Here is a 19,251-nt window from a genome sequence, read left to right as displayed (position 1 = left end):
CGTTGCGCCGGAGCCCCGCAGGGCCGAGAAAGCCGCGTGTAAATTCAACGTTTTCTCGAGAGTTGCGGCGAGTATGCGCACCTATTTCTCAAAATTCCATGAGGGTTTTTCATAGGTTTTGCAGTGCGGAAAGCTGAATTGTCAGGTAGCTGACAATGCGCGATTTCTAAAGGGCGAAAACGCGGCAAACGCGCGTAGCGCATCGCAACAAACGCGCCTTGATCGTCATCAAACTGACAAATATGCCGAGCCAGGGAAAACCCGGTTCGAGAACCGAACCGGCGGCGGCCGGAAACGGCCTGGATGAGCGCCGGCGTTAATGCCGGCGGGTTATCAAGCGGGTGTTTTCGGCTTGTATTCGCACAGGTCGGAAATGCCGCATTGTGGGCATTTCGGTTTGCGCGCCACGCACACATAGCGGCCAAGCAGAATCAGCCAGTGATGGGCGTTGAGCATATATTCGGCCGGTACGAACTTCTCGAGTTTGCGCTCGACTTCCAGCACGTTTTTTCCGGGCGCGATGCCGGTACGGTTGGACACGCGGAATATATGCGTGTCCACCGCCATGGTGTGTTCGCCGAACGCGGTGTTGAGCACCACATTGGCGGTCTTGCGGCCCACGCCGGGCAGCGCTTCGAGTTCCTCGCGCGTGCGCGGCACTTCGCCGCCATGCTGCTCGAGCAGGATGCGGCAGGTGGCGATGGCGTTCTTGGCCTTGGTGCGGAACAGGCCGATGGTCTTGATGTAGTCGGCCAGCCCTTCCTCGCCCAGCGCCAGCATCGCCGCGGGCGTGCCGTGCTCGGGGAAGAACTTGCGCGTGGCGATGTTGACCGACTTGTCCGTGGCCTGGGCCGACAGCAGCACGGCGATCAGCAGCTGGAACGGCGTGTCGTATTCCAGCTCGGTGGTCGGGTTCGGATTGGCCGCCTGCAGGCGGGCGAAGATCTCTCGGCGTTTGGCGGCGTTCATGGGCGCGGGGCGTTGCGGCGGGCCCGGGCGCGGGCCAGCGCGGATTCGATGGCGGAGCGTTTGCGGTCTTCGTCCTGTTCGGCCGCCGCGGTGTCGCGCGGCGCGGGAGCGTCGGGGATCTCGGCGGCCATCAGGCGCGCGTTGTCCGCCGCCAGACGCGCCAGGCGCGCCTGATGGCCGCGATGGCGCTGGCGGCTGATGTCGGCGTCCTCGGCGGTCCAGCCTCGTCCTGCCGGCACCATGTCGATGCAGTCGACCGGACAGGGCGCCACGCACAGATCACAGCCGGTGCACCAGTCGGCCAGCACCGTGTGCATGCGCTTGTTGGCGCCGACGATGGCGTCCACCGGACAGGCCTGGATGCAGAGCGTGCAGCCGATGCAATGGGTCTCGTCGATGCGCGCCACCAGCAGCGGGCCGGGCTGGCCGCGCGTCAGGTCCAGCGGCAGGATGGGTTGCTCCAGCAGCGCGGCCAGCGCGGCGATGCCTTCATCGCCGCCGGGCGGGCAGCGGTTGATGGGGGCTGCGCCGGCGGCGATGGCGTCGGCGTAGGGCCGGCAGCCGTCATGGCCGCACTTGGTGCATTGCGTCTGCGGCAATAGCGCGTCGATGCGGTCGGCGAGCGGGGGACAGGACATGGCGATTCGGTAGAAAACAAAAGGGGCCGCGCGGGCCCCGTGGACTTACGGTACGGCTGGAAGGCGGCGGGGGATGAGGACAGCGCCTCGTCCGGCCCGCGCGCGATCGCGGCGGGTGCCGCGCTTCAGGCCGATTGCCGGATGAATTCGGCGATTTTAGGACAGATCATCTCGCGCCAGCGGCGGCCCGAGAAAATCCCGTAGTGGCCGCAGTTCGGCGCGGTGTAGTGCTGCTTGCGGTCGGCCGGGATGTTCTTGCACAGCTTGATCGCCGCGCGCGTCTGGCCCTGGCCCGAGATGTCGTCCAGCTCGCCCTCGATGGTGAAGAGGGCGACCTGCTTGATATCGGCCGGGCGCACCAGCTTGCCGTCGACTTCCCAGGTGCCGTTCGGCAGCTGGACCTCCTGGAACACCATGCGGATCGTGTCCAGGTAGAACTCGGCCGGCATGTCCAGCACGGCGTTGTATTCGTCGTAGAAGCGGCGGTGCGCCTCGGCGTCGCTGTCGTCGCCGCGCAGCAGGTCCAGGTAGAAGTCGTAGTGCGACTTCATGTGGCGGTCGGGATTCATGGCCATGAACCCGGCGTGCTGCAGGAAACCCGGATAGACCTTGCGGCCCGATCCCGGATAGCGCGGCGGCACGGGGTGGATGACCTGGTTCTCGAACCACGAATAGGGCTTGGTCGTGGCCAGGCGATTGACCTGCGTGGGCGACTGGCGCGGGTCGATGGGGCCGCCCATCATCACCATGCTGCGCGGCTGGCAGGGATCGTTGGCCGAGGCCATCAGCGACACGGCGGCCAGCACCGGCACGGTGGGCTGGCACACGGAAATGACGTGCACGTCCGGGCCCAGGTGGCGGATGAAGTCCTGCACGTAGCGCACGTAATCGTTCAGGTGGAACGGGCCGGCCGACAGCGGCACCATGCGCGCGTCGATCCAGTCGGTCACGTAGACGTCGTGGGCGGGCAGCAGGGCGCGCACGGTGTCGCGCAGCAGCGTGGCATGATGGCCCGACAGCGGCGCCACCAGCAGGACCTTCGGGTCTTTCTGCGAGGCGTGCCGCACGTCGCGGTGGAAGTGCACCAGGCGACAGAAGGGCTTGTCCAGGGCCACGGCCTCGGTGATGCGGACGGACTTGCCGTCGATCTCGGTGGCGGGCAGGCCCCAGGCGGGTTTCTGGTATTCCTTGCCGATGCGGGTCATCAGCTCATAGCCGGCGGCCAGCTGACGCGAGATCGGGGTATAGGCAAGGGGACTGTAGGGGCTGGAGAACAGCTGGGAACCGGCATCCGTGAATGCAGCGAACGGAGTCAGGAAGGCGCGCTGCATTTCGTGCAATTGGTACAGCATTTCGAGATGTCCTTCTGGGGTCGTGCGTGTGTCCCGATTATTGCGCCGGGAAGTAAGTGTATTTCGAACTGATCTAAAAGAATTTGCCGGAAGGGACTGATTTTGTTGCTAAAAAGCGACTCGTCATATCTTTCACGCCAGTTTATGGCGGATTTTATGCCATGGCGTGATGTCGGATGGCGTATCCGGGGTCAGACGGAGTATGTAGGCGCGGCGGCGCCCGGCGGATACATCGGCTACGGCAATCGGCGGACCGACGCACCTCGGGGCTGGCGCCGCACGTGGCTGTTGGCACACAATGGCGCATCACTGGCTTTGAGGAGCTGGGCATGCCCGTACAGCAGCATATGGAACAGGCCGTGCTGGCCGATCTGCGGCCGACGCAGATGACGGTGGGCGCGGCGGAGGTGGCGGTCAAGCGCTCGCAGTGGGCGCAACTCAAGCCCAAGGCGCGCGACAAGCTTCTGCAAAGCCACTGGTTTCCCGCCGTGCGCGGGCCGCGCGGACGCTTCTATATCGTCGATCATCACCATCTGGGCCAGGCGCTGACCCATGAAAAAGTGCAGAACGTATGGGTGATGCAGCTGGCCGACTTCAGTGGCGTCGAGACCGACCTGTTCTGGCGGCTCATGGAGTTCCATCACTGGGCGCATCCCTACGATGAAAAAGGCCAGCGCCACGACTTCGCGGCCATTCCCAAGCGCCTGACGCAATTGAGGGATGATCCTTACCGCAGCCTGGCCGGCGAGGTGCGCAAGGCGGGCGGCTATGCCAAGGACTCCGCGCCGTTCACCGAATTCCTGTGGGCGGATTTCTTTCGCCCGTACTTCGGCAAAAGCGAGCTGGGCCATGTCGACGGCCAGGGCCTGCCGCAGGCCTGTGTCGTGTCGGCGGTGGCGCTGGCGCGCAGCGCCAAGGCGCGCTTTCTGCCGGGCTGGTCCGGCGTGGATGCGCCCGCCGCTTCCCGAGCCTGACATGCGTCTGCCAATGCCCGCCGGGGCCGACTGGGTGGCCGGGCTGTCCATCGCGGGATTGCTGTTGCCCGAGGCCGTCGCTTATGCCGGCATCGCCGGCGTGCCGCCGCAGGCCGGCGTAATGGCGCTGTTCGCGGGCCTGCTGGCGTATGGGCTGCTGGGCAGCAGCCGTTTCGCGATCGTTTCGTCCACGTCGTCGTCGGCCGCGGTGCTGGCGGCGGCCACCGCTTCGGTGCTGCATGTAAGCGACGACCTGCGCCATCTGATGGGCGTGGCCATGGTGCTGACGGCCGGCGTGATCTTCGTGGTGGCCGGCCTGGCGCGGCTTGGCTCGGTGTCGCAGTTCATCGCCAAGCCGGTGTTGCGCGGCTTTGCGCTGGGGCTGGCGCTGACCATTGTCGTCAAGCAGTTGCCGGTGGCGGTGGCCGTGCATCCGGCGCACAGCGATTTCCTGCGCTATGCCTGGGATCTGCTGAGCCAGTGGCGGCTGTGGAACCTGCATGGCCTGGCGATGATGCTGGCGGCGCTGCTGGCGCTGCGCCTGCTCGGGCGCTGGAAGGCGCTGCCGGGCGCCTTGCTGGTGATCGCGGCCGGCATCGGGCTCGACGCGCTGGGCTACTGCCAGGCCTGGGGCATCGCGCCAGTGGGGACGCTGGCCATCGGTGGCAGCCGGCCGGCGCTGCCATCGCTGGCCCTGGCGGACTGGCTGCGCGTGGGCCAGCTGGCCATGGCGCTTGCCTTGATCCTGTATGCCGAGTCGTACAGCTCCATCCGCAGCCTGGCGCTGCGCCATGGCGACGCGGTGTCGCCCAACCGCGATCTGGTGGCGCTGGGCGTGGCCAATGCGCTGTCCGCGCTGTTCCAGGGCATGCCGGTGGGGGCCGGGTATTCGGCCAGCTCCGCCAACGAGGTGGCCGGCGCGCGCAGCAAGGCGGCGGGCCTGGTCGCCTGCGCGGTGGTCGGCGTATTGGTGTGGCAGTTGCTGCCATGGATGGAGCGCATTCCCGAACCGCTGCTCGCGGCCATCGTCATCCATGCCGTGGCCCATACCCTGAGCCCAGCGGCGCTGCGGCCCTATTTCGCCTGGCGGCGCGATCGGCTGGTGGCGCTGGCGGCCTTCGTGGCGGTGATTCTGCTGGGCGTGCTCGACGGGCTGTTGCTGGCCATCGCGGTCAGCATCGCCATGCTGCTCAAGCGTTTTGCCGAACCGCGCGTGAGTTGGCTTGGCCAATTGCCGCATTCACGCGATTACGTCGATACCGCGCGTCATCCCGAAGCCGCCTCGGTGCCGGACGTGTTGATCGCACGGCCCGAGGCGCCGCTGTTCTTTGGCAACGCCGACGCCATCTTCGCCGCCATCCGCGCGCGCATCGAGGCACAGCGGGGCGCGGGCCTGCGCGCGGTGGTGCTGAGCATGGAGGAGTCGCCCGACCTGGACGGCACCAGCGTGGAAGCGCTGGCCGATTTTGCCGCGCAGATGCGGCAATGGAACCTGCCGCTGGTGCTGGCGCGGACCAAGGACGCCGTGCGTGAACTGCTGGCGCGCGTGGACATGGCCTCGTTGCCGGCCAGCGCCTATGCGGCGTGGAGCGTGGATGACGCGGTGGCGGCGCTGAACGGCGCCGGCGAGTCGGAGACAGCGTCGGCGGGCTAGCCCGTCACCAATAATTTTCCACGGCCAGATTGCCGGGAATACCCCGGCGGCCGGGCTTGAAGCCGCGTTCGCCCAGCAGTTTGCGGGCATCGGCCAGCATGGCCGGGTTGCCGCAGAGCATGATCTTGGCGGTTTCCGGGGCCAGCGCCTGGCCGGCGAGCTGCTCCAGGCGGCCGTCGGCGATCAGGGTGGTCAGCCGTTCCTGCGGCATGCCGGGCAGGGCTTCGCGGGTGGCAATGGGCAGGTAGACGAGTTTGCGCGGATCGGCGGCGAAGTGGCTGGCCAGGTCCGGGCGGCGGGCGAGGCTTTCGATTTCCTCGCGGTAGGCCAGCTCTTCGGCGGTACGGACGCCGTGCACCAGGATGATGCGGCGGTAGGCGTTCCAGACCGCGGGGTCGCGCAGGATGGACAGGTAGGCGGACAGCCCGGTGCCCGAGGCCAGCAGCCACAGGTCGCCACCGGGCGCGAAGCGTTCCAGGGTCAGGAAGCCATAGGGCGCTTTTTCCACGTACAGCGCGTCGCCGGGTGCCAGGCGGGCCATGCGGGGACTGAACAGGCCTTCAGGGACCACGATGGAGTAGAACTCCAGCCAGGGCTGGCCGGGCGCCGACACCATCGAGTAGGCGCGCCACAGGGTAGGCGCGCCGTCGGGATCATCCGCCGCCGGCAGGCCGACCCGGGCGAACTGGCCGGGTTGGAAATCGTAGGCGTCGTCGCGCGTCACGCGCACCGAGAACAGCTTGCCGGGCACCCAGGTGTGGACGCTGGTGACGGTCTGGCGCGTGTATTTGGAGTCTTCGGTCATCGGGTTACCGCGTCGCGGACGGCCAGGGCGGCGCGCCGCGGGGCGCGGACTACTTTTCCAGGTATTGCAGCTTGTCCTGCACGCCGTTCCACTGGTCGGCGTCGGGCAGGGGCTTCTTGGCGCGGCTGATGCTGGCGAACTCGGGCGAGAGTTCGGCGTTCAGCGCGATGAAATTCAGCTGGTCCTGCGGCACGTCTTCTTCGGCGTAGATGGCGTTGGCCGGACATTCGGGGATGCAGACGGCGCAGTCGATGCATTCGTCCGGGTCGATCACGAGGAAGTTCGGACCCTCACGAAAACAGTCCACCGGACACACGTCTACGCAATCGGTGTACTTGCACTTGATACAGTTTTCGGTGACTACGTGGGTCATTCTCAGGAACTCCGGGATCGGCGGCGTGTGTTTCGGCTTTATAGGTATTGCCGGGCGGATTTTAACCAATGCCGCGCCATCGCGTCCCGAATACCCGTATTGACATCGTGGCGCAAAGGGGGGAGAGCCCTGCGCTCTATGCTATGGTGTGGCGAAACGATACGCGCAATCATGATAATTACCTCGCTGCTCGACACCGACCTGTACAAATTCAGCATGATGCAGGTGGTTTTGCATCATTTCCCCGCTGCCCAGGTCGAGTACCGCTACAAATGCCGCACGCGGGGCGTGGATCTGCACCCGTATCTGGACGAAATCCGCGAGGAAGTGCATCAGCTTTGCCAGCTGCGCTTCACCGAAGACGAATTAAATTATCTGCGCGGCTTGCGTTTCATCAAGAGTGACTTCGTTGATTTCCTCGGGCTGTTCCACATGCCCGAGCGCTGCATCCATATCGCCGAGGGCGACGCGCCGGGCGAGATCAGCATCGAGGTCAAGGGCCCATGGCTGCACACCATCCTCTTCGAGATCCCGGTGCTGGCCATCGTCAACGAGGTCTATTTCCGCAATACGCGCAAGCATCCCGACTGGGAAGAAGGCCGCAAGCGGCTGCAGTCCAAGATGCACCTGGTGCTGGACGATCCGGCGCTGGCTGATTTCCGCGTGGCCGAATACGGCACGCGCCGCCGCTTCTCCAAGGTCTGGCACGAGGAAGTCGTGTCCACCATGAAGGCGCAGATGGGGCCGCACTTCGCCGGCACCAGCAACGTGCTGCTGGCCAAGCAGCACGAGGTGCTGCCGCTGGGCACCATGGGCCACGAGTACCTGCAGGCCTGCCAGGCGCTGGGGCCGCGGCTGCGCGATTCGCAGGTGTTCGCGCTGGAGGTCTGGGCCAAGGAATACCGCGGCGACCTGGGCATCGCGCTGTCCGATGTCTATGGCATGGATGCCTTCCTGCGCGACTTCGACATGTATTTCTGCAAGCTCTTCGACGGTGCGCGCCATGATTCGGGCGACCCCTTCATCTGGGGCGAGCGCCTGCTCGAGCACTACCGCAAGAACCGCGTCGATCCGCGCGCCAAGACCCTGGTGTTCTCGGATTCGCTGACCTTCCCGCGCGCGATCGAGCTGGCGCGCCAGTTCGCCGGGCGCTGCAAGGTGTCGTTCGGCATCGGCACCAACCTCACCAACGACCTGGGTCATGAGCCGCTGCAGATCGTCATGAAGATGGTCCGCTGCAACGGCCAGCCGGTGGCCAAGGTGTCCGACGCGCCCGAGAAGACCATGTGCGACGATCCCGCCTACCTGGCCTATCTGCGCCAGGTCTTCCAACTGCCTCCCGCTTGAGACCGGCGCGCGGTAAAGTGCCGGTTCGACCGCATTGTTCCACCCACCCACTTGCACATTAGGGGAAATATTCATGAGCAGCATCAAGCGCTTCCACGTCGACAAGCGCCTGTCGGACATGGCCGTGTACAACGGCGTCGCCTACCTGGCTGGCCAGGTGCCCGATGACGCCACCCTGGACATCACCGGCCAGACCGCGCAAGTGCTGGCGACCATCGACCGCCTGCTGGCCGAGGCCGGCACGGACAAGACCAAGATCCTGATGGCCCAGATCTACGTGGCCAACATGAAGGAATTCGATGGCATGAACAAGGCCTGGGACGCCTGGGTCGCCGCTGGCAACTCGCCCCCGCGCGCCACCGTCGAGGCCCGTCTGGCCAATCCCGACTACAAGGTCGAGATCGTCGTGACCGCCGCCGTTGCCTGATCGCTGATCGGTTTGGCCAGCAAGGCGAATAGCCCACGCGATGCGTGGGCTTTTTCATTCGGGCATGTTCCCGGAATTGCCTGCGGGCGAGGCGGATGCGGGCCGGTTCAGCCGCCCAGCAGCATCAGTCCGGCCAGCAGTCCGCCCAGTTCCGCGCAGCGCTCCAGATCAGCCGCCGGCACGGTCTTGGGGGCGGCGATCTGCGCCGGCGTCTGCGCACCCAGGTTCACGATCAGGGCCGGCGCCGCCGCGCGCAGGCGCCAGCCTGTGCAGATGCGTTCGGTCTGCCGCGCCGCGCCCGCGCCGTCGCTGCCGGCGCTGATGGCGCAGGCATAGGGCAGGCCCTGGATGTGGTCCAGCGCGCCGTAGTAGCAGCGGTCGAAGAATTCCTTCATTTCCCCGCTCAGGCTGGCCAGGTTCTCGGGCGCGCAGAACAGGAAACCGCCGCTGGCCAGCAGATCGTCCACGCCGGTGTCGGCGGCGCGCTTGAGCGTGACCGCGAAACCGGCCTCGGGCGCCAGCTCGGCGGCGGCCGCCGCAGCGCCGTCGACCGCCGCCTCGGCCATCTGCCGCGCGGCGCCGGTGCGCGAATGCCAGACGATGAGCAGCGGCTTCATGCCAGCCGCTCCGCCGGATCCTGCCGGTAGTAGGCGCGCAGCATGGCATACCATTCGGGCAGCGCGTCGCGCATGGGCCAGGGGTCGACGAAGAAATGCTCGGAGCTGACGGCGAAGAACTCGGCCTCGTCGGTCGCCGCGTAGGGGTCCATCGGCAACTGGCCATACCAGGCGTCGGCCTCCTCGCTTTCCGGATCCACGTCGGGCGGGATGGCTGCTTCGACCGTGTCCAGCGCCGCGATGAAGCGTTCCAGGCTGTCTTCCAGCACGCGGCGCCAGACGCGCGGCGCGATGTCGGGATGCGCCGCCAGCGAGGGCATGCCGTCGGCGTCGCCGGCCTGCAGGTCCAGCTTGTGCGCGAATTCGTGGATCACCACGTTGAAGCCGCCGTCCGACAGCTGCGCGTCTTCCCAGGACAGGATCACCGGGCCGCCATCCCAGGCCTCGCCGGCCGCGTCCTCGATGTACTCGTGCACCACGCCGTCGGCGTCCTGGCGCGAGCGGGGGATGCGGAAGCCGGCGGGGTAGACGATGATCTCGTTCCAGCCTTCGTAGAGCGAGGGCGTCAGGTTCAGGATGGGCAGGCTGGCCTGCGCGGCGATCGACAGGCGCATCGCGTCCGTGACGTCCAGGCCCTGCGCGCCGTTGATCGACTTGCTGGCCAGCAGCCAGGCCGAGCGCGCGAGCAACTGCGCGCCTTCCTGGTCGTCCAGCGCGGCCAGGAAGGGATGGGCCTGCAGCACCTGGCGCCAGAGTTCGGGTGAGATGCGGGCCTGCATTTCGGCCACGGCGGACGGGCGGGCGCCCCGGCCCTTGAGCCAGCGCAACATGGGCGTCGATTCCTTTGCGTGTGTTTTTCGGGTCTGGGTTGTTTCGATATGCCCGGGGCGCCGGTTTCCGGGCCGCGGTCCCGGGCGCCATTTCAGTGTGGGCAGACGCTAGTGTAGAGTGTCGAAATATTCTGACCGTTCCCCTGTAATCCGCCTAATTTTCCCGTCATGTCAGCCTCGCCCGTTCCAGACGCGCCTACGCCTTTCGACGCTTCCTGGCGGCAGGAGGCGGGAGAGGGCCTGGATGCTGACGGCCTGGCGCTGATCGACCAGGCCGTGGCCTGGGCCGAGCCGCGCTTCGAGGGCCAGCAGGCCCTGACCGGGGAGTCGCTGGCCTCGCACGGAGCGGGCGTGGTTCGCATCCTGGCCGGCATGCATACCGACGCGGCTACCCGCGCGGCGGCCCTGCTGGCCGCTTTGCCCACCGACCTGACCGCGCCCGCGCCGGCGCTGCGCAACGATCCGGTCGCCGCCGCGTTCGGCCAGGAAGTGGCGCGGCTGGTGCAGGGCACGCGGGCGCTGCTGCGTCTGGGCGTGGTGGCCCGGCACGCCAGCGACGTCGCCGCCGAAAGCGGTTCGCAGAAGGAAATGCAGCGCAAGATGCTGCTGGCCATGGCCGCCGACCTGCGCATCGTGCTGATGCGGCTGGCCTCGCGGCTGCGCACGCTGCGCTGGCACGCCGAGAGCAAGACGCCCTGTACCGTCGAGTTCGCGCGCGAGACCCTGGACCTGTACGCGCCGTTGGCCAACCGGCTCGGCATCTGGCAGATCAAGTGGGAAATGGAAGACCTTGCGTTCCGTTTCCTGGAGCCCGACCGCTACAAGCAGATCGCGCGCCTGCTGGAAGAAAAGCGGGTCGAGCGCGAGGCCTTCATCGCCGGCGCGATCGAGCGCCTGCAATCGGCGCTGGCCGCCAGCGGCGTGCACGCCGAGGTCAGCGGCCGGCCCAAGCATATCTACAGCATCTGGAACAAGATGCGCATCAAGCGTCTGGACTTCGCCCAGATGTACGACCTGCGCGCGCTGCGCGTCATCGTCGACGACGTGCGCGACTGCTATACGGCGCTGGGCATGGTGCACGAGATGTGGACGCCCATCGCCGAGGAATTCGACGACTATATTTCGCGGCCCAAGCCCAACGGCTACCGCTCGCTGCACACGGTGGTGGCTGACCACGACGGCCGGCCGTTCGAGGTGCAGATCCGCACGCGCGAGATGCACCAGTTCGCCGAGTACGGCATGGCCGCGCACTGGCGCTACAAGGAAGCCGGCGCCAAGGGCGGGCAGGTCTCCGCGTCCAGCGAATACGACCGGCAGCTGTCGTGGATGCGCCAGCTGCTGGCCTGGAACAGCGAGGTCGAGGCGGGCGATCAGGCCCCGGTGGCTCCGGCCGCGCCGGAACCGGCCAGGCCGGCGACGCGCGGCGCGGGCAAGACGCGCCAGGCCGCCGCCGAACCGGCCCAGAGCGACGAACGCATCTACGTGATGACGCCGCAGGCGCGTGTGATCGAGCTGCCGGCCGGCGCCACGCCGGTGGATTTCGCCTATCACCTGCACACCGACCTGGGGCATCGCTGCCGCGGCGCGCGTGTCGATGGCCAGATGGTGCCGCTGCAGACCCGGTTGTCCACGGGGCAGACGGTCGAGATCATCTCGGCCAAGTCCGGCGGTCCGTCGCGCGATTGGCTCAACCCGCAACTGGGCTTCCTGGCCAGTCCGCGCGCCCGCTCCAAGGTGCGCATGTGGTTCAACGCCATCGAGCTGCAGCAGCGCATCACGCAGGGGCAGGCGCTGGTCGAAAAGGAACTGCAGCGCCTGGGCAAGACCGCCGTCAACCTGGAGCAGCTGGCCCAGAACCTGGGCTTTGCCCGCGCCGACGACCTGTATGTGGCGGCGGCCAAGGAAGAATTCAGCCTCCGGCAGATCGACGCGCTGTTCCAGCAACCCGCGCCGGCCGCAGAACCCGTACCCGCGGCCCTGCGCGGCGCCAGCGCCGAGAGCGCCGAGAAAAGCGGCAAGAGCGGGGTGCTGGTGGTGGGCGTGGGTTCGCTGCTGACGCAGCTGGCGCGCTGCTGCCGCCCGGCGCCGCCGGACGCCATCGCCGGCTTTGTCACCCGAGGCCGCGGCGTGTCCATCCATCGCCGCGATTGTCACAGCTACCTGGCGCTGGCCGAGCGCGAGCCGGAACGCGTCATCGAGGTGGCCTGGGGCGAGACCTCGGACACGTTCTATCCGGTGGACATCAGCGTGCGCGCGCACGACCGTTCCGGCCTGCTGCGCGACTTGTCGGAAGTGTTCGCGCGGCTGCGGCTGAACGTGGTGGGCGTGAACACGCAGAGCCGGCAGTCGCTGGCGCACATGGTGTTCACGGTGGAAGTGCGCGGCGGCGAATCGCTGACCCGTGCGCTGGATGCCCTGGCGGAGGTCCAGGGCGTGTCGTCGGCCGTCAGGCGCTGAGCGACAGGTCCCGCCGCCCGGCAAGGACGGCGGGAGGACGCCGCGGGCGCGGCGTCGGACCGATCCTAGTGGTCCAGGCTGGCGTGCGCGCGGTCGCGCATGAAGAAGGACGCCACCAGGCCGAGCGCCACGCCGAACATGACGTAATAGGCCGGGGCCATGGGCGAGCCGGTGGACTTGATCAGCCAGGTCACGATGAACTGGGCGAAGCCGCCGAAGATCATCACCGCCACGTTATAGGCCAGCGACAGGCCGACCGAGCGCACGCGCGCCGGGAACAGCTCGGCCATGACCGTGCTGAACACGCCGAAGAATGCCGACACGAAGAAGCACACCACCACCTGCACGGTCAGCAGGCGCGAGATGGATGGCGCGTCCGTCAGCCATGCGTACAGCGGGTACAGCACCAGCAGGTAGCCGATCAGCGAGCCGATCACGATCGGGCGGCGGCCGACGCGGTCGGACCAGGCGCCCATGAACGGCGTCAGCAGCACCATCAGCCCGGCGCCGACCATCTGCACCAGAAAGGTCTGGTTCAGCGGCAGCTTCAGGATCTGGGTCGAATAGGTCACCAGATACGTGAAGGTGATGTAGATGGACACCGTGGCCGTGACCACCAGGCCCACGCCGATCAGCGTCTCGCGGGTGTGGGTCAGCAGCATCTGGCCCAGGCTCAGGCGCTGCACCATGCCGCGCGCGGCGGCCTGGCGGTCCTCTTCCTTCATCTGCTTGAAGGCGTCGGTTTCGTCGATGTTGCGGCGGATATAGATGGCGATGGGCACGATCACCAGGCCGAACGCGAAGGGCAGGCGCCAGGCCCAGGCGGCGATCTGTTCCTGGGTGAAGAACTCGGTGATCAGCGTGCCGCAGGCCGCGCCGATCAGCAGCGCCAGCATCTGGCCGGCCATCTGCCAGGAGCCGTAGAAGCCGCGACGGCCCTTGGGCGCCATTTCGATCAGCAGGGCGGTGGACGTGCCGAATTCGCCGCCGGCCGAGAAACCCTGCAGCAGGCGCGCGATCAGGATGAAGATGGGGGCCAGGATGCCGGCCGCGTGGTAGGTCGGGGCCACCGTGATCAGGGCGATGGACACCGCCATCAGCGAGGTGACCATCACCATGGCGGCCTTGCGGCCCTTCTTGTCGCCGTACAGGCCGAGGATGATGCCGCCGACCGGGCGCATGAAGAAGCCGACGCCGAAGATGGCGGTGGTCATCAGGATCGCGTTCAGCTCGCTGCCGGGCACGCTGGGGTCGGTGGGGAAGAACAGCTTCGAGATGATCGGCGTCATGAACGCGAACACCAGGAAGTCGTACCATTCGAGGGCATTGCCTATGACTGCGGCCACGATGTTGCGCGTGGGGACTGCTTTGTGCTGCACGGTTTCTCCTTGGGGGTGTATTGCACTGCGGGCGGTATTCTAGATCGTTCACTCTTTAAGGATCGCCGCCCGCGTCCGGCACGTGGGCGCGCGCTGGCTTTAAACTCTGTTCTTTCACACCTCAAGAGAACAGACACATGAACGCGCGCACCTGGCTGGAAACGCTGGTCGGCTTCGACACCACCAGCCGCAACTCCAATCTCGCCCTGATCGAAACTGTCCGCGACTGGCTGCGCGGCCAGGGCGTGGAGGCCTGGCTGGCGCACAATCCCGAACGCACCAAGGCGAACCTGTTCGCCACGCTGCCCGCGCAGGACGGCAACCAGCAGGGCGGCATCGTGCTCTCGGGCCACACCGACGTGGTGCCGGTGGATGGCCAGGACTGGAGCTCGGATCCGTTCAAGCTGATCGAAAAGGACGGCCTGCTCTATGGTCGCGGCAGTTGCGACATGAAAGGCTTCATCGCCGGTTCGCTGGCCCTGGTGCCGGAATTCCTGGCCATGCCGCGCAAGAAACCCATCCATCTGGCGTTCTCCTACGACGAGGAAGTCGGCTGCGCCGGCGCGCCCTACATGCTGGCCGATCTGCACGAACGCGGCATCCGCCCCGAGGGCTGCGTGGTGGGCGAGCCCACCGGCATGCAGGTGGTGGTGGCGCACAAGGGCATCAACCTGTTCCGCTGCAAGGTGCACGGCAAGGCGGCGCACTCGTCGCTGACCCCGCGCGGTTGCAACGCCATCGAGTACGCCGCCCGCCTGATCTGCCGCATCCGCGACCTGGCCGACAGCTTCAAGGCCAACGGTCCGTACGACCAGTTCTACGACGTGCCGTTCTCGACCATGACCACCAACCAGATCCGTGGCGGTATCGCCGTGAACACGATTCCGGAGCTGTGCGAGTTCACCTACGAATTCCGCAACCTGCCCGGCATGCGTCCCGACGACATCCAGGCCGAGGTCGAGCGCTATGTGCGCGAAGAGCTGCTGCCGCGCATGCAGGCCGAGTTCGACGGCGCCCGCATCGAGATCGAGACCGGCGCGGCCGCCCCGGCGCTGGAAGCCTCCGAACAGGCAGCCATCACCCAGCTGGTGCGCGCGCTGACCGAGGACCGCGTCACCCGCAAGGTCGCCTATGGCACCGAGGCCGGCCTGTTCCAGGGCATCGGCATCCCCACCGTGGTATGCGGCCCCGGCCACATCGAACAGGCCCACAAGCCCAACGAGTACGTGGCCCTGGACCAGCTCGCGTCCTGCGAAACCTTCCTGCGCCGCCTGGGCCAGTCCCTCTGACGGCCGCCGGGGCGGCGCCCACGCCGCCCCGCCTGGGCCCGGCTCAGGTAAAATGACGGGTTGCAAACCGGTTGGGGACAGGCACTGGCCTGTCGCCGCGCCGGGGGAGAAGCTTGGTGAAACCTTACGATTTTCCGGATGCCAAGGGCCATTTCGGCCCCTATGGCGGCGTTTTCGTGGCGGAAACGCTGATGCACGCGCTCGACGAGCTGCGCGCCGCTTATGACCATTGCCGCGTCGATCCGGCCTTCATCGAAGCGTTCAACTACGAGCTCAAGCATTTCGTCGGCCGGCCCAGCCCGGTCTACCATGCCCGCCGCTGGTCGGACATGCTGGGCGGCGCCCAGATCTGGTTCAAGCGCGAAGACCTGAACCACACCGGCGCGCACAAGGTCAACAACTGCATCGGCCAGGCGCTGCTGGCCAAGCGCATGGGCAAGCCCCGCGTCATCGCCGAGACCGGCGCCGGCCAGCACGGCGTGGCCACGGCCACCGTGGCGGCGCGCTACGGCATGGAATGCGTGGTCTACATGGGCAGCGAGGACGTGCGCCGCCAGGCTTCCAACGTCTACCGCATGAAGCTGCTGGGCGCCACGGTGGTGCCGGTGACTTCCGGCTCGCGCACCCTGAAGGACGCGCTGAACGAAGCCATGCGCGACTGGGTCACCAATATCGAAAACACGTTCTACATCATCGGCACGGTGGCGGGGCCGGACCCCTATCCGCGCATGGTGCGGGACTTCCAGACCGTGATCGGCAACGAATGCCTGGTCCAGATGCCCGAAGCCATCGGCCGCCAGCCCGACTACGTGGTCGCGGCGGTGGGCGGCGGTTCCAATGCCATGGGCATCTTCCATCCCTACATTCCCCACGAAGACGTGCGCCTGATCGGCGTCGAAGCGGCGGGCGAGGGCCTGGAGACGGGGCGTCACGCCGCCTCGCTGGCGGCGGGCACCGTGGGCGTGCTGCACGGCAACCGCACCTACGTCATGCAGGACGCCGACGGCCAGGTGCAGGAAACGCATTCGGTCTCGGCCGGCCTGGACTACCCCGGCGTCGGTCCCGAGCACGCCTGGCTCAAGGACAGCGGCCGCGCCGAGTACGTCGGCATCTCGGACGAGGAGGCGCTCAAGGCCTTCCACGACTGCTGCCGCATCGAAGGCATCATGCCGGCGCTGGAGTCCTCGCACGCCATTGCGCAGGCCGTGAAGATGGCGCCGTCGCTGCCGCGCGACAAGGTCATCCTGGTCAACCTGTCGGGCCGTGGCGACAAGGACATGCATACCGTCGCCGAACGCGGCGGCATCGAGCTGTGACGCCATGACGACCCGCAACGATCGTATCGCCGCCGCCTTCGCCCGCACCGCCGCCTCCGGCCGGGCGTCGGCGCTGATCCCCTACATCGCCGCCGGCGATCCCTCGCCCGCGGCCACCGTGCCGCTGATGCACGCGCTGGTCGAGGCCGGCGCCGACGTGCTCGAACTGGGCGTGCCGTTTTCCGATCCCATGGCCGACGGCCCGGTGATCCAGCGCGCCGCCGACCGCGCCATCGCGCAGGGCGTGGGCCTGGCCCGCGTGCTGGAGCTGGTGGCCGAGTTCCGTCAGCGCGACACGGCCACGCCCGTCGTGCTGATGGGCTACGCCAATCCCATCGAGCGCATGGGGCAGGCCGAATTCGCCCGCCGCGCCGAAGCGGCTGGCGTGGACGGCGTGCTGGTGGTGGACTATCCGCCCGAGGAAGTGGTGGAGTTCGCCGGCATGCTCGACCAGCACGGCATCGCGCCGATCTTCCTGCTGGCGCCCACCTCGACCGAGCCGCGCATCAAGGCCATCGCCAATGTCGCCCGAGGCTATGTCTACTATGTCTCGCTCAAGGGCGTGACCGGCGCGGGTTCCTTGAACACGCAGGACGTGGCTGAACGCCTGGCGCTGATCCGCCGCCATGTCTCCATTCCGGTGGGCGTGGGCTTCGGCATCCGCGACGCCGAAAGCGCCCAGCGCGTGGCGCGTTCCGCCGACGCGGTGGTCATCGGCAGCAAACTGATCGAAACCATGGAGCAGGCGGTGGCCAATGCGCCCGCCGCCCAGCAAACCGACGCTGCAGTCGCCGCCGCCAGCGGCTGGCTGCGCACCATCCGGCAAGCGCTGGATCAAGTAAAACGAGAAAACGCCTCGGCCTGAACGCCGGGCGCGACCTCATACGGGATGAAACATCAATGAGCTGGATCGAAAAACTCCTGCCTCCTCGCATCAATAAAACCAGCGACAGCGGCGCCCGCCGCGTGCCCGAAGGCTTGTGGGTCAAGTGCCCCTCGTGCGAGTCGGTGCTGTATAGCGAAGACCTGGCGGCCAATCTGCACGTGTGCCCCAAGTGCGACCATCACATGCGCATCGGCTCCCGTGCCCGCATCGATTCGTTGCTGGATCTGGAAGGTCGCGTCGAGATCGGCCAGACCACGCGCTCGGTCGACACGCTGAAGTTCAAGGACACCCGCAAGTATCCCGAGCGTCTGCAGGAAGCGACCAAGCAGACCGGTGAAACCGACGCACTGGTGGTCATGGGCGGTTCGATCCGCGGCGTGCCCGCCACGGTGGCCTGCTTCGAATTCGAATTCATGGGCGGCTCGATGGGGTCGGTGGTGGGTGAGCGCTTCGTGCGCGGCGCCCAGGCCGCGCTCGACAATAAGACTGCCTTTATCTGCGTTGCCGCCTCGGGCGGCGCGCGCATGCAGGAAAGCCTGCTGTCGCTGATGCAGATGGCCAAGACCAACGCCATGCTGACGCGGCTGTCGGCCGCCGGCCTGCCGTTCATCAGCGTGCTGACCGACCCCACCATGGGCGGCGTGTCGGCCAGCTTCGCCTTCATGGGCGACGTGGTGATCGCCGAGCCCAAGGCGCTGATCGGCTTCGCCGGTCCGCGCGTGATCGAGCAGACCGTGCGGGAAAAGCTGCCGGAAGGCTTTCAGCGCGCCGAGTTCCTGCTGCAGAAGGGCGCCATCGACATGGTGGTGGACCGCCGTCAACTGCGCGAGGAAATCGCGCGTCTGCTGGCGCTGCTGAACAACCAGCCCGCCGACGTGGTGGCGGCGGCCTGAGCGCGGATTCGTCCGCCTCTGCGTCAGCAAAAAGCCGGCGGCCTCAGGGCCGCCGGCTTTTTTATTGCTGTTTGCGTTCGGACAGGTTCCGGTCAATAGGTGGATTTTCGGAACAGAGTTTTCCACTGAAAATGTTGCAGCCGTGAGACACAAAAGCAGCCATGCGGCCCGAATTTTGATAATGTTTTGACAGTTGCTATAAGCATTTTTACAGATTACGGAGTCACCAAATGCATTTGAACAAGAAGAAAACGCTGGCGAGCCTGGTCGGATTGGTGCTGGCAGGCGCCGCGGCCATGGCGAGCGCGCAATCGGAAGGGACCCAGGGTGGAGTGACTCTGCAGTATGGCGTGGGTGACCACTACAAGCGCTACACGCTCAACTATGAAACGGCTTCGGTCTGGACGCACCAGTTCGGCGGCAATTGGGGGCGGCTGGATCTGACGCCGGAGTTCGGTGCTTCCTACTGGACGGCCGACGGTTCGCGCACGCCTGGCCACGCCTGGCAATTCAGCGCCATCCCCATGTTCCGCTGGTGGGCCGGCGAGCGCTTCTACCTCGAAGCGGGTATCGGCGCCACGCTGTTCTCGACCACCCGCTTCGCCAACGAGAACATCAGCACGGCCTTCCAATTCGGCGATCACGTCGGCATGGGTTTCCTGCTGACGCCGAACAACCGCATCGGTCTGCGCTATTCGCACTTCTCCAACGCCAGCATCAAGCGCCCGAATCCGGGCCTGGATGCGGTGCAGATCAGCTATACCTACCAGTTCTGATAAAAGCCGGGCGGGAGCTCTCCCGCCAGGGTCAGTCAGTGCCAACCCCGCAGGCAAAGCCTGTGGGGTTTTTTTATTGGGGCCAAGACGAGGCGGGCAGGGTGCTGCTGCCGACGAGGCATGGGCGGCGTTGTGTCTTGCCGCCGGCGCCCCCACCGACATCCTCTTCAACGAGCATGCAAAAAAAATCTATGGTCAGCCCGATTTTTGCAAGCGAGGCGGTGTAGGCGTAAATTGGGCTTGCTCAAATCTATTCGGAGTCAGTTGGG

18 protein-coding genes are annotated in these 19,251 nt (G+C 66.7%); 10 read left to right on the top strand and 8 right to left on the bottom strand.

Annotated elements, in window-relative coordinates; translation table 11 throughout:
• Window positions 1-333: 333 nt before the first annotated feature.
• From nth to AC6LJ5_RS18500, 3 genes are all read right to left on the bottom strand, one after another.
• Window positions 334-969: an endonuclease III gene (gene nth / locus AC6LJ5_RS18510; RefSeq protein WP_103273109.1), complete on the bottom strand. Its 636-nt coding sequence runs from the start codon at window positions 967-969 to the stop codon at window positions 334-336.
• The gene (rsxB, locus tag AC6LJ5_RS18505) at window positions 966-1,607 is read right to left on the bottom strand and encodes an electron transport complex subunit RsxB (RefSeq protein WP_392410121.1); all 642 of its coding nucleotides are present in this window, start codon (window positions 1,605-1,607) and stop codon (window positions 966-968) included. The genes nth and rsxB overlap by 4 nt, the downstream gene beginning before the upstream one ends.
• 125 nt (window positions 1,608-1,732) lie before the next feature.
• Complete coding sequence (locus tag AC6LJ5_RS18500; RefSeq protein WP_103273111.1) at window positions 1,733-2,959, bottom strand: polyhydroxyalkanoate depolymerase; 1,227 nt, start codon at window positions 2,957-2,959, stop codon at window positions 1,733-1,735.
• Between the two features lie 329 nt (window positions 2,960-3,288).
• Here AC6LJ5_RS18500 and AC6LJ5_RS18495 point away from each other — a divergent pair, with 329 nt between their 5' ends.
• Window positions 3,289-3,933 carry a ParB-like protein gene (locus AC6LJ5_RS18495; RefSeq protein WP_498141249.1) on the top strand — a complete coding sequence of 215 codons (645 nt, stop codon included), beginning with the start codon at window positions 3,289-3,291 and terminating at the stop codon, window positions 3,931-3,933.
• 1 nt (window position 3,934) lies between these two features.
• Window positions 3,935-5,587: a SulP family inorganic anion transporter gene (locus AC6LJ5_RS18490; protein WP_498141248.1), complete on the top strand. Its 1,653-nt coding sequence runs from the start codon at window positions 3,935-3,937 to the stop codon at window positions 5,585-5,587.
• A 4-nt stretch (window positions 5,588-5,591) separates the two neighbouring features.
• Here AC6LJ5_RS18490 and AC6LJ5_RS18485 read toward each other — a convergent pair whose 3' ends face one another.
• Entirely contained in the window at window positions 5,592-6,392 is an 801-nt protein-coding gene (locus tag AC6LJ5_RS18485; protein ID WP_498141247.1) for a ferredoxin--NADP reductase, read from the bottom strand.
• Window positions 6,393-6,441: 49 nt separating this feature from the next.
• Complete coding sequence (gene fdxA, locus AC6LJ5_RS18480) at window positions 6,442-6,765, bottom strand: ferredoxin FdxA (protein WP_103273115.1); 324 nt, start codon at window positions 6,763-6,765, stop codon at window positions 6,442-6,444.
• Window positions 6,766-6,936: 171 nt separating this feature from the next.
• Between fdxA and pncB the strand changes: the two genes are divergently transcribed.
• The gene (pncB, locus tag AC6LJ5_RS18475; protein ID WP_103273116.1) at window positions 6,937-8,112 is read left to right on the top strand and encodes a nicotinate phosphoribosyltransferase; all 1,176 of its coding nucleotides are present in this window, start codon (window positions 6,937-6,939) and stop codon (window positions 8,110-8,112) included.
• Window positions 8,113-8,185: 73 nt separating this feature from the next.
• Window positions 8,186-8,539, top strand: coding sequence for a RidA family protein (locus tag AC6LJ5_RS18470; RefSeq protein WP_103273117.1), 354 nt, complete (start codon window positions 8,186-8,188; stop codon window positions 8,537-8,539).
• 107 nt (window positions 8,540-8,646) lie between these two features.
• Here AC6LJ5_RS18470 and AC6LJ5_RS18465 read toward each other — a convergent pair whose 3' ends face one another.
• Together AC6LJ5_RS18465 and AC6LJ5_RS18460 are read right to left on the bottom strand one after the other, a co-directional pair.
• The gene (locus AC6LJ5_RS18465; protein WP_498141246.1) at window positions 8,647-9,156 is read right to left on the bottom strand and encodes an NAD(P)H-dependent oxidoreductase; all 510 of its coding nucleotides are present in this window, start codon (window positions 9,154-9,156) and stop codon (window positions 8,647-8,649) included.
• Window positions 9,153-9,986, bottom strand: coding sequence for a M90 family metallopeptidase (locus AC6LJ5_RS18460; protein WP_498141245.1), 834 nt, complete (start codon window positions 9,984-9,986; stop codon window positions 9,153-9,155). The genes AC6LJ5_RS18465 and AC6LJ5_RS18460 overlap by 4 nt, the downstream gene beginning before the upstream one ends.
• 168 nt (window positions 9,987-10,154) lie before the next feature.
• Here AC6LJ5_RS18460 and AC6LJ5_RS18455 point away from each other — a divergent pair, with 168 nt between their 5' ends.
• Window positions 10,155-12,443, top strand: coding sequence for a RelA/SpoT family protein (locus tag AC6LJ5_RS18455; protein ID WP_498141244.1), 2,289 nt, complete (start codon window positions 10,155-10,157; stop codon window positions 12,441-12,443).
• A 65-nt stretch (window positions 12,444-12,508) separates the two neighbouring features.
• Here AC6LJ5_RS18455 and AC6LJ5_RS18450 read toward each other — a convergent pair whose 3' ends face one another.
• Complete coding sequence (locus tag AC6LJ5_RS18450; protein WP_498141243.1) at window positions 12,509-13,822, bottom strand: MFS transporter; 1,314 nt, start codon at window positions 13,820-13,822, stop codon at window positions 12,509-12,511.
• Between the two features lie 137 nt (window positions 13,823-13,959).
• Between AC6LJ5_RS18450 and argE the strand changes: the two genes are divergently transcribed.
• From argE to AC6LJ5_RS18425, 5 genes are all read left to right on the top strand, one after another.
• Window positions 13,960-15,111, top strand: coding sequence for an acetylornithine deacetylase (argE, locus tag AC6LJ5_RS18445; protein WP_103273122.1), 1,152 nt, complete (start codon window positions 13,960-13,962; stop codon window positions 15,109-15,111).
• Between the two features lie 116 nt (window positions 15,112-15,227).
• On the top strand, window positions 15,228-16,427 hold the full coding sequence (trpB, locus tag AC6LJ5_RS18440) for a tryptophan synthase subunit beta (RefSeq protein ID WP_103276354.1): 1,200 nt from the start codon (window positions 15,228-15,230) through the stop codon (window positions 16,425-16,427).
• 4 nt (window positions 16,428-16,431) lie between these two features.
• On the top strand, window positions 16,432-17,292 hold the full coding sequence (gene trpA / locus AC6LJ5_RS18435; protein WP_392410113.1) for a tryptophan synthase subunit alpha: 861 nt from the start codon (window positions 16,432-16,434) through the stop codon (window positions 17,290-17,292).
• Window positions 17,293-17,327: 35 nt separating this feature from the next.
• On the top strand, window positions 17,328-18,206 hold the full coding sequence (gene accD / locus AC6LJ5_RS18430) for an acetyl-CoA carboxylase, carboxyltransferase subunit beta (protein ID WP_392410112.1): 879 nt from the start codon (window positions 17,328-17,330) through the stop codon (window positions 18,204-18,206).
• A 230-nt stretch (window positions 18,207-18,436) separates the two neighbouring features.
• On the top strand, window positions 18,437-18,982 hold the full coding sequence (locus AC6LJ5_RS18425) for an acyloxyacyl hydrolase (RefSeq protein ID WP_392410111.1): 546 nt from the start codon (window positions 18,437-18,439) through the stop codon (window positions 18,980-18,982).
• Window positions 18,983-19,251 lie beyond the last annotated feature (269 nt).

Source organism: Achromobacter sp. 1011791174 (assembly GCF_059760925.1).
This window is presented reverse-complemented; position numbering and strand designations above follow the sequence as displayed.

Excerpts from the sequence above, each read along its gene's own strand:
- rsxB (WP_392410121.1), bottom strand. The coding sequence starts at position 1,607 with ATGTCCTGTCCCCCGCTCGCCGACCGCATCGACGCGCTATTGCCGCAG.
- AC6LJ5_RS18465 (WP_498141246.1), bottom strand. The coding sequence starts at position 9,156 with ATGAAGCCGCTGCTCATCGTCTGGCATTCGCGCACCGGCGCCGCGCGG.
- pncB (WP_103273116.1), top strand. The coding sequence starts at position 6,937 with ATGATAATTACCTCGCTGCTCGACACCGACCTGTACAAATTCAGCATG.
- AC6LJ5_RS18460 (WP_498141245.1), bottom strand. The coding sequence starts at position 9,986 with ATGTTGCGCTGGCTCAAGGGCCGGGGCGCCCGCCCGTCCGCCGTGGCC.
- trpA (WP_392410113.1), top strand. The coding sequence starts at position 16,432 with ATGACGACCCGCAACGATCGTATCGCCGCCGCCTTCGCCCGCACCGCC.
- AC6LJ5_RS18495 (WP_498141249.1), top strand. The coding sequence starts at position 3,289 with ATGCCCGTACAGCAGCATATGGAACAGGCCGTGCTGGCCGATCTGCGG.
- AC6LJ5_RS18500 (WP_103273111.1), bottom strand. The coding sequence starts at position 2,959 with ATGCTGTACCAATTGCACGAAATGCAGCGCGCCTTCCTGACTCCGTTC.
- fdxA (WP_103273115.1), bottom strand. The coding sequence starts at position 6,765 with ATGACCCACGTAGTCACCGAAAACTGTATCAAGTGCAAGTACACCGAT.
- AC6LJ5_RS18470 (WP_103273117.1), top strand. The coding sequence starts at position 8,186 with ATGAGCAGCATCAAGCGCTTCCACGTCGACAAGCGCCTGTCGGACATG.
- AC6LJ5_RS18490 (WP_498141248.1), top strand. The coding sequence starts at position 3,935 with ATGCGTCTGCCAATGCCCGCCGGGGCCGACTGGGTGGCCGGGCTGTCC.
- argE (WP_103273122.1), top strand. The coding sequence starts at position 13,960 with ATGAACGCGCGCACCTGGCTGGAAACGCTGGTCGGCTTCGACACCACC.
- AC6LJ5_RS18485 (WP_498141247.1), bottom strand. The coding sequence starts at position 6,392 with ATGACCGAAGACTCCAAATACACGCGCCAGACCGTCACCAGCGTCCAC.
- AC6LJ5_RS18455 (WP_498141244.1), top strand. The coding sequence starts at position 10,155 with ATGTCAGCCTCGCCCGTTCCAGACGCGCCTACGCCTTTCGACGCTTCC.
- nth (WP_103273109.1), bottom strand. The coding sequence starts at position 969 with ATGAACGCCGCCAAACGCCGAGAGATCTTCGCCCGCCTGCAGGCGGCC.
- accD (WP_392410112.1), top strand. The coding sequence starts at position 17,328 with ATGAGCTGGATCGAAAAACTCCTGCCTCCTCGCATCAATAAAACCAGC.
- AC6LJ5_RS18425 (WP_392410111.1), top strand. The coding sequence starts at position 18,437 with ATGCATTTGAACAAGAAGAAAACGCTGGCGAGCCTGGTCGGATTGGTG.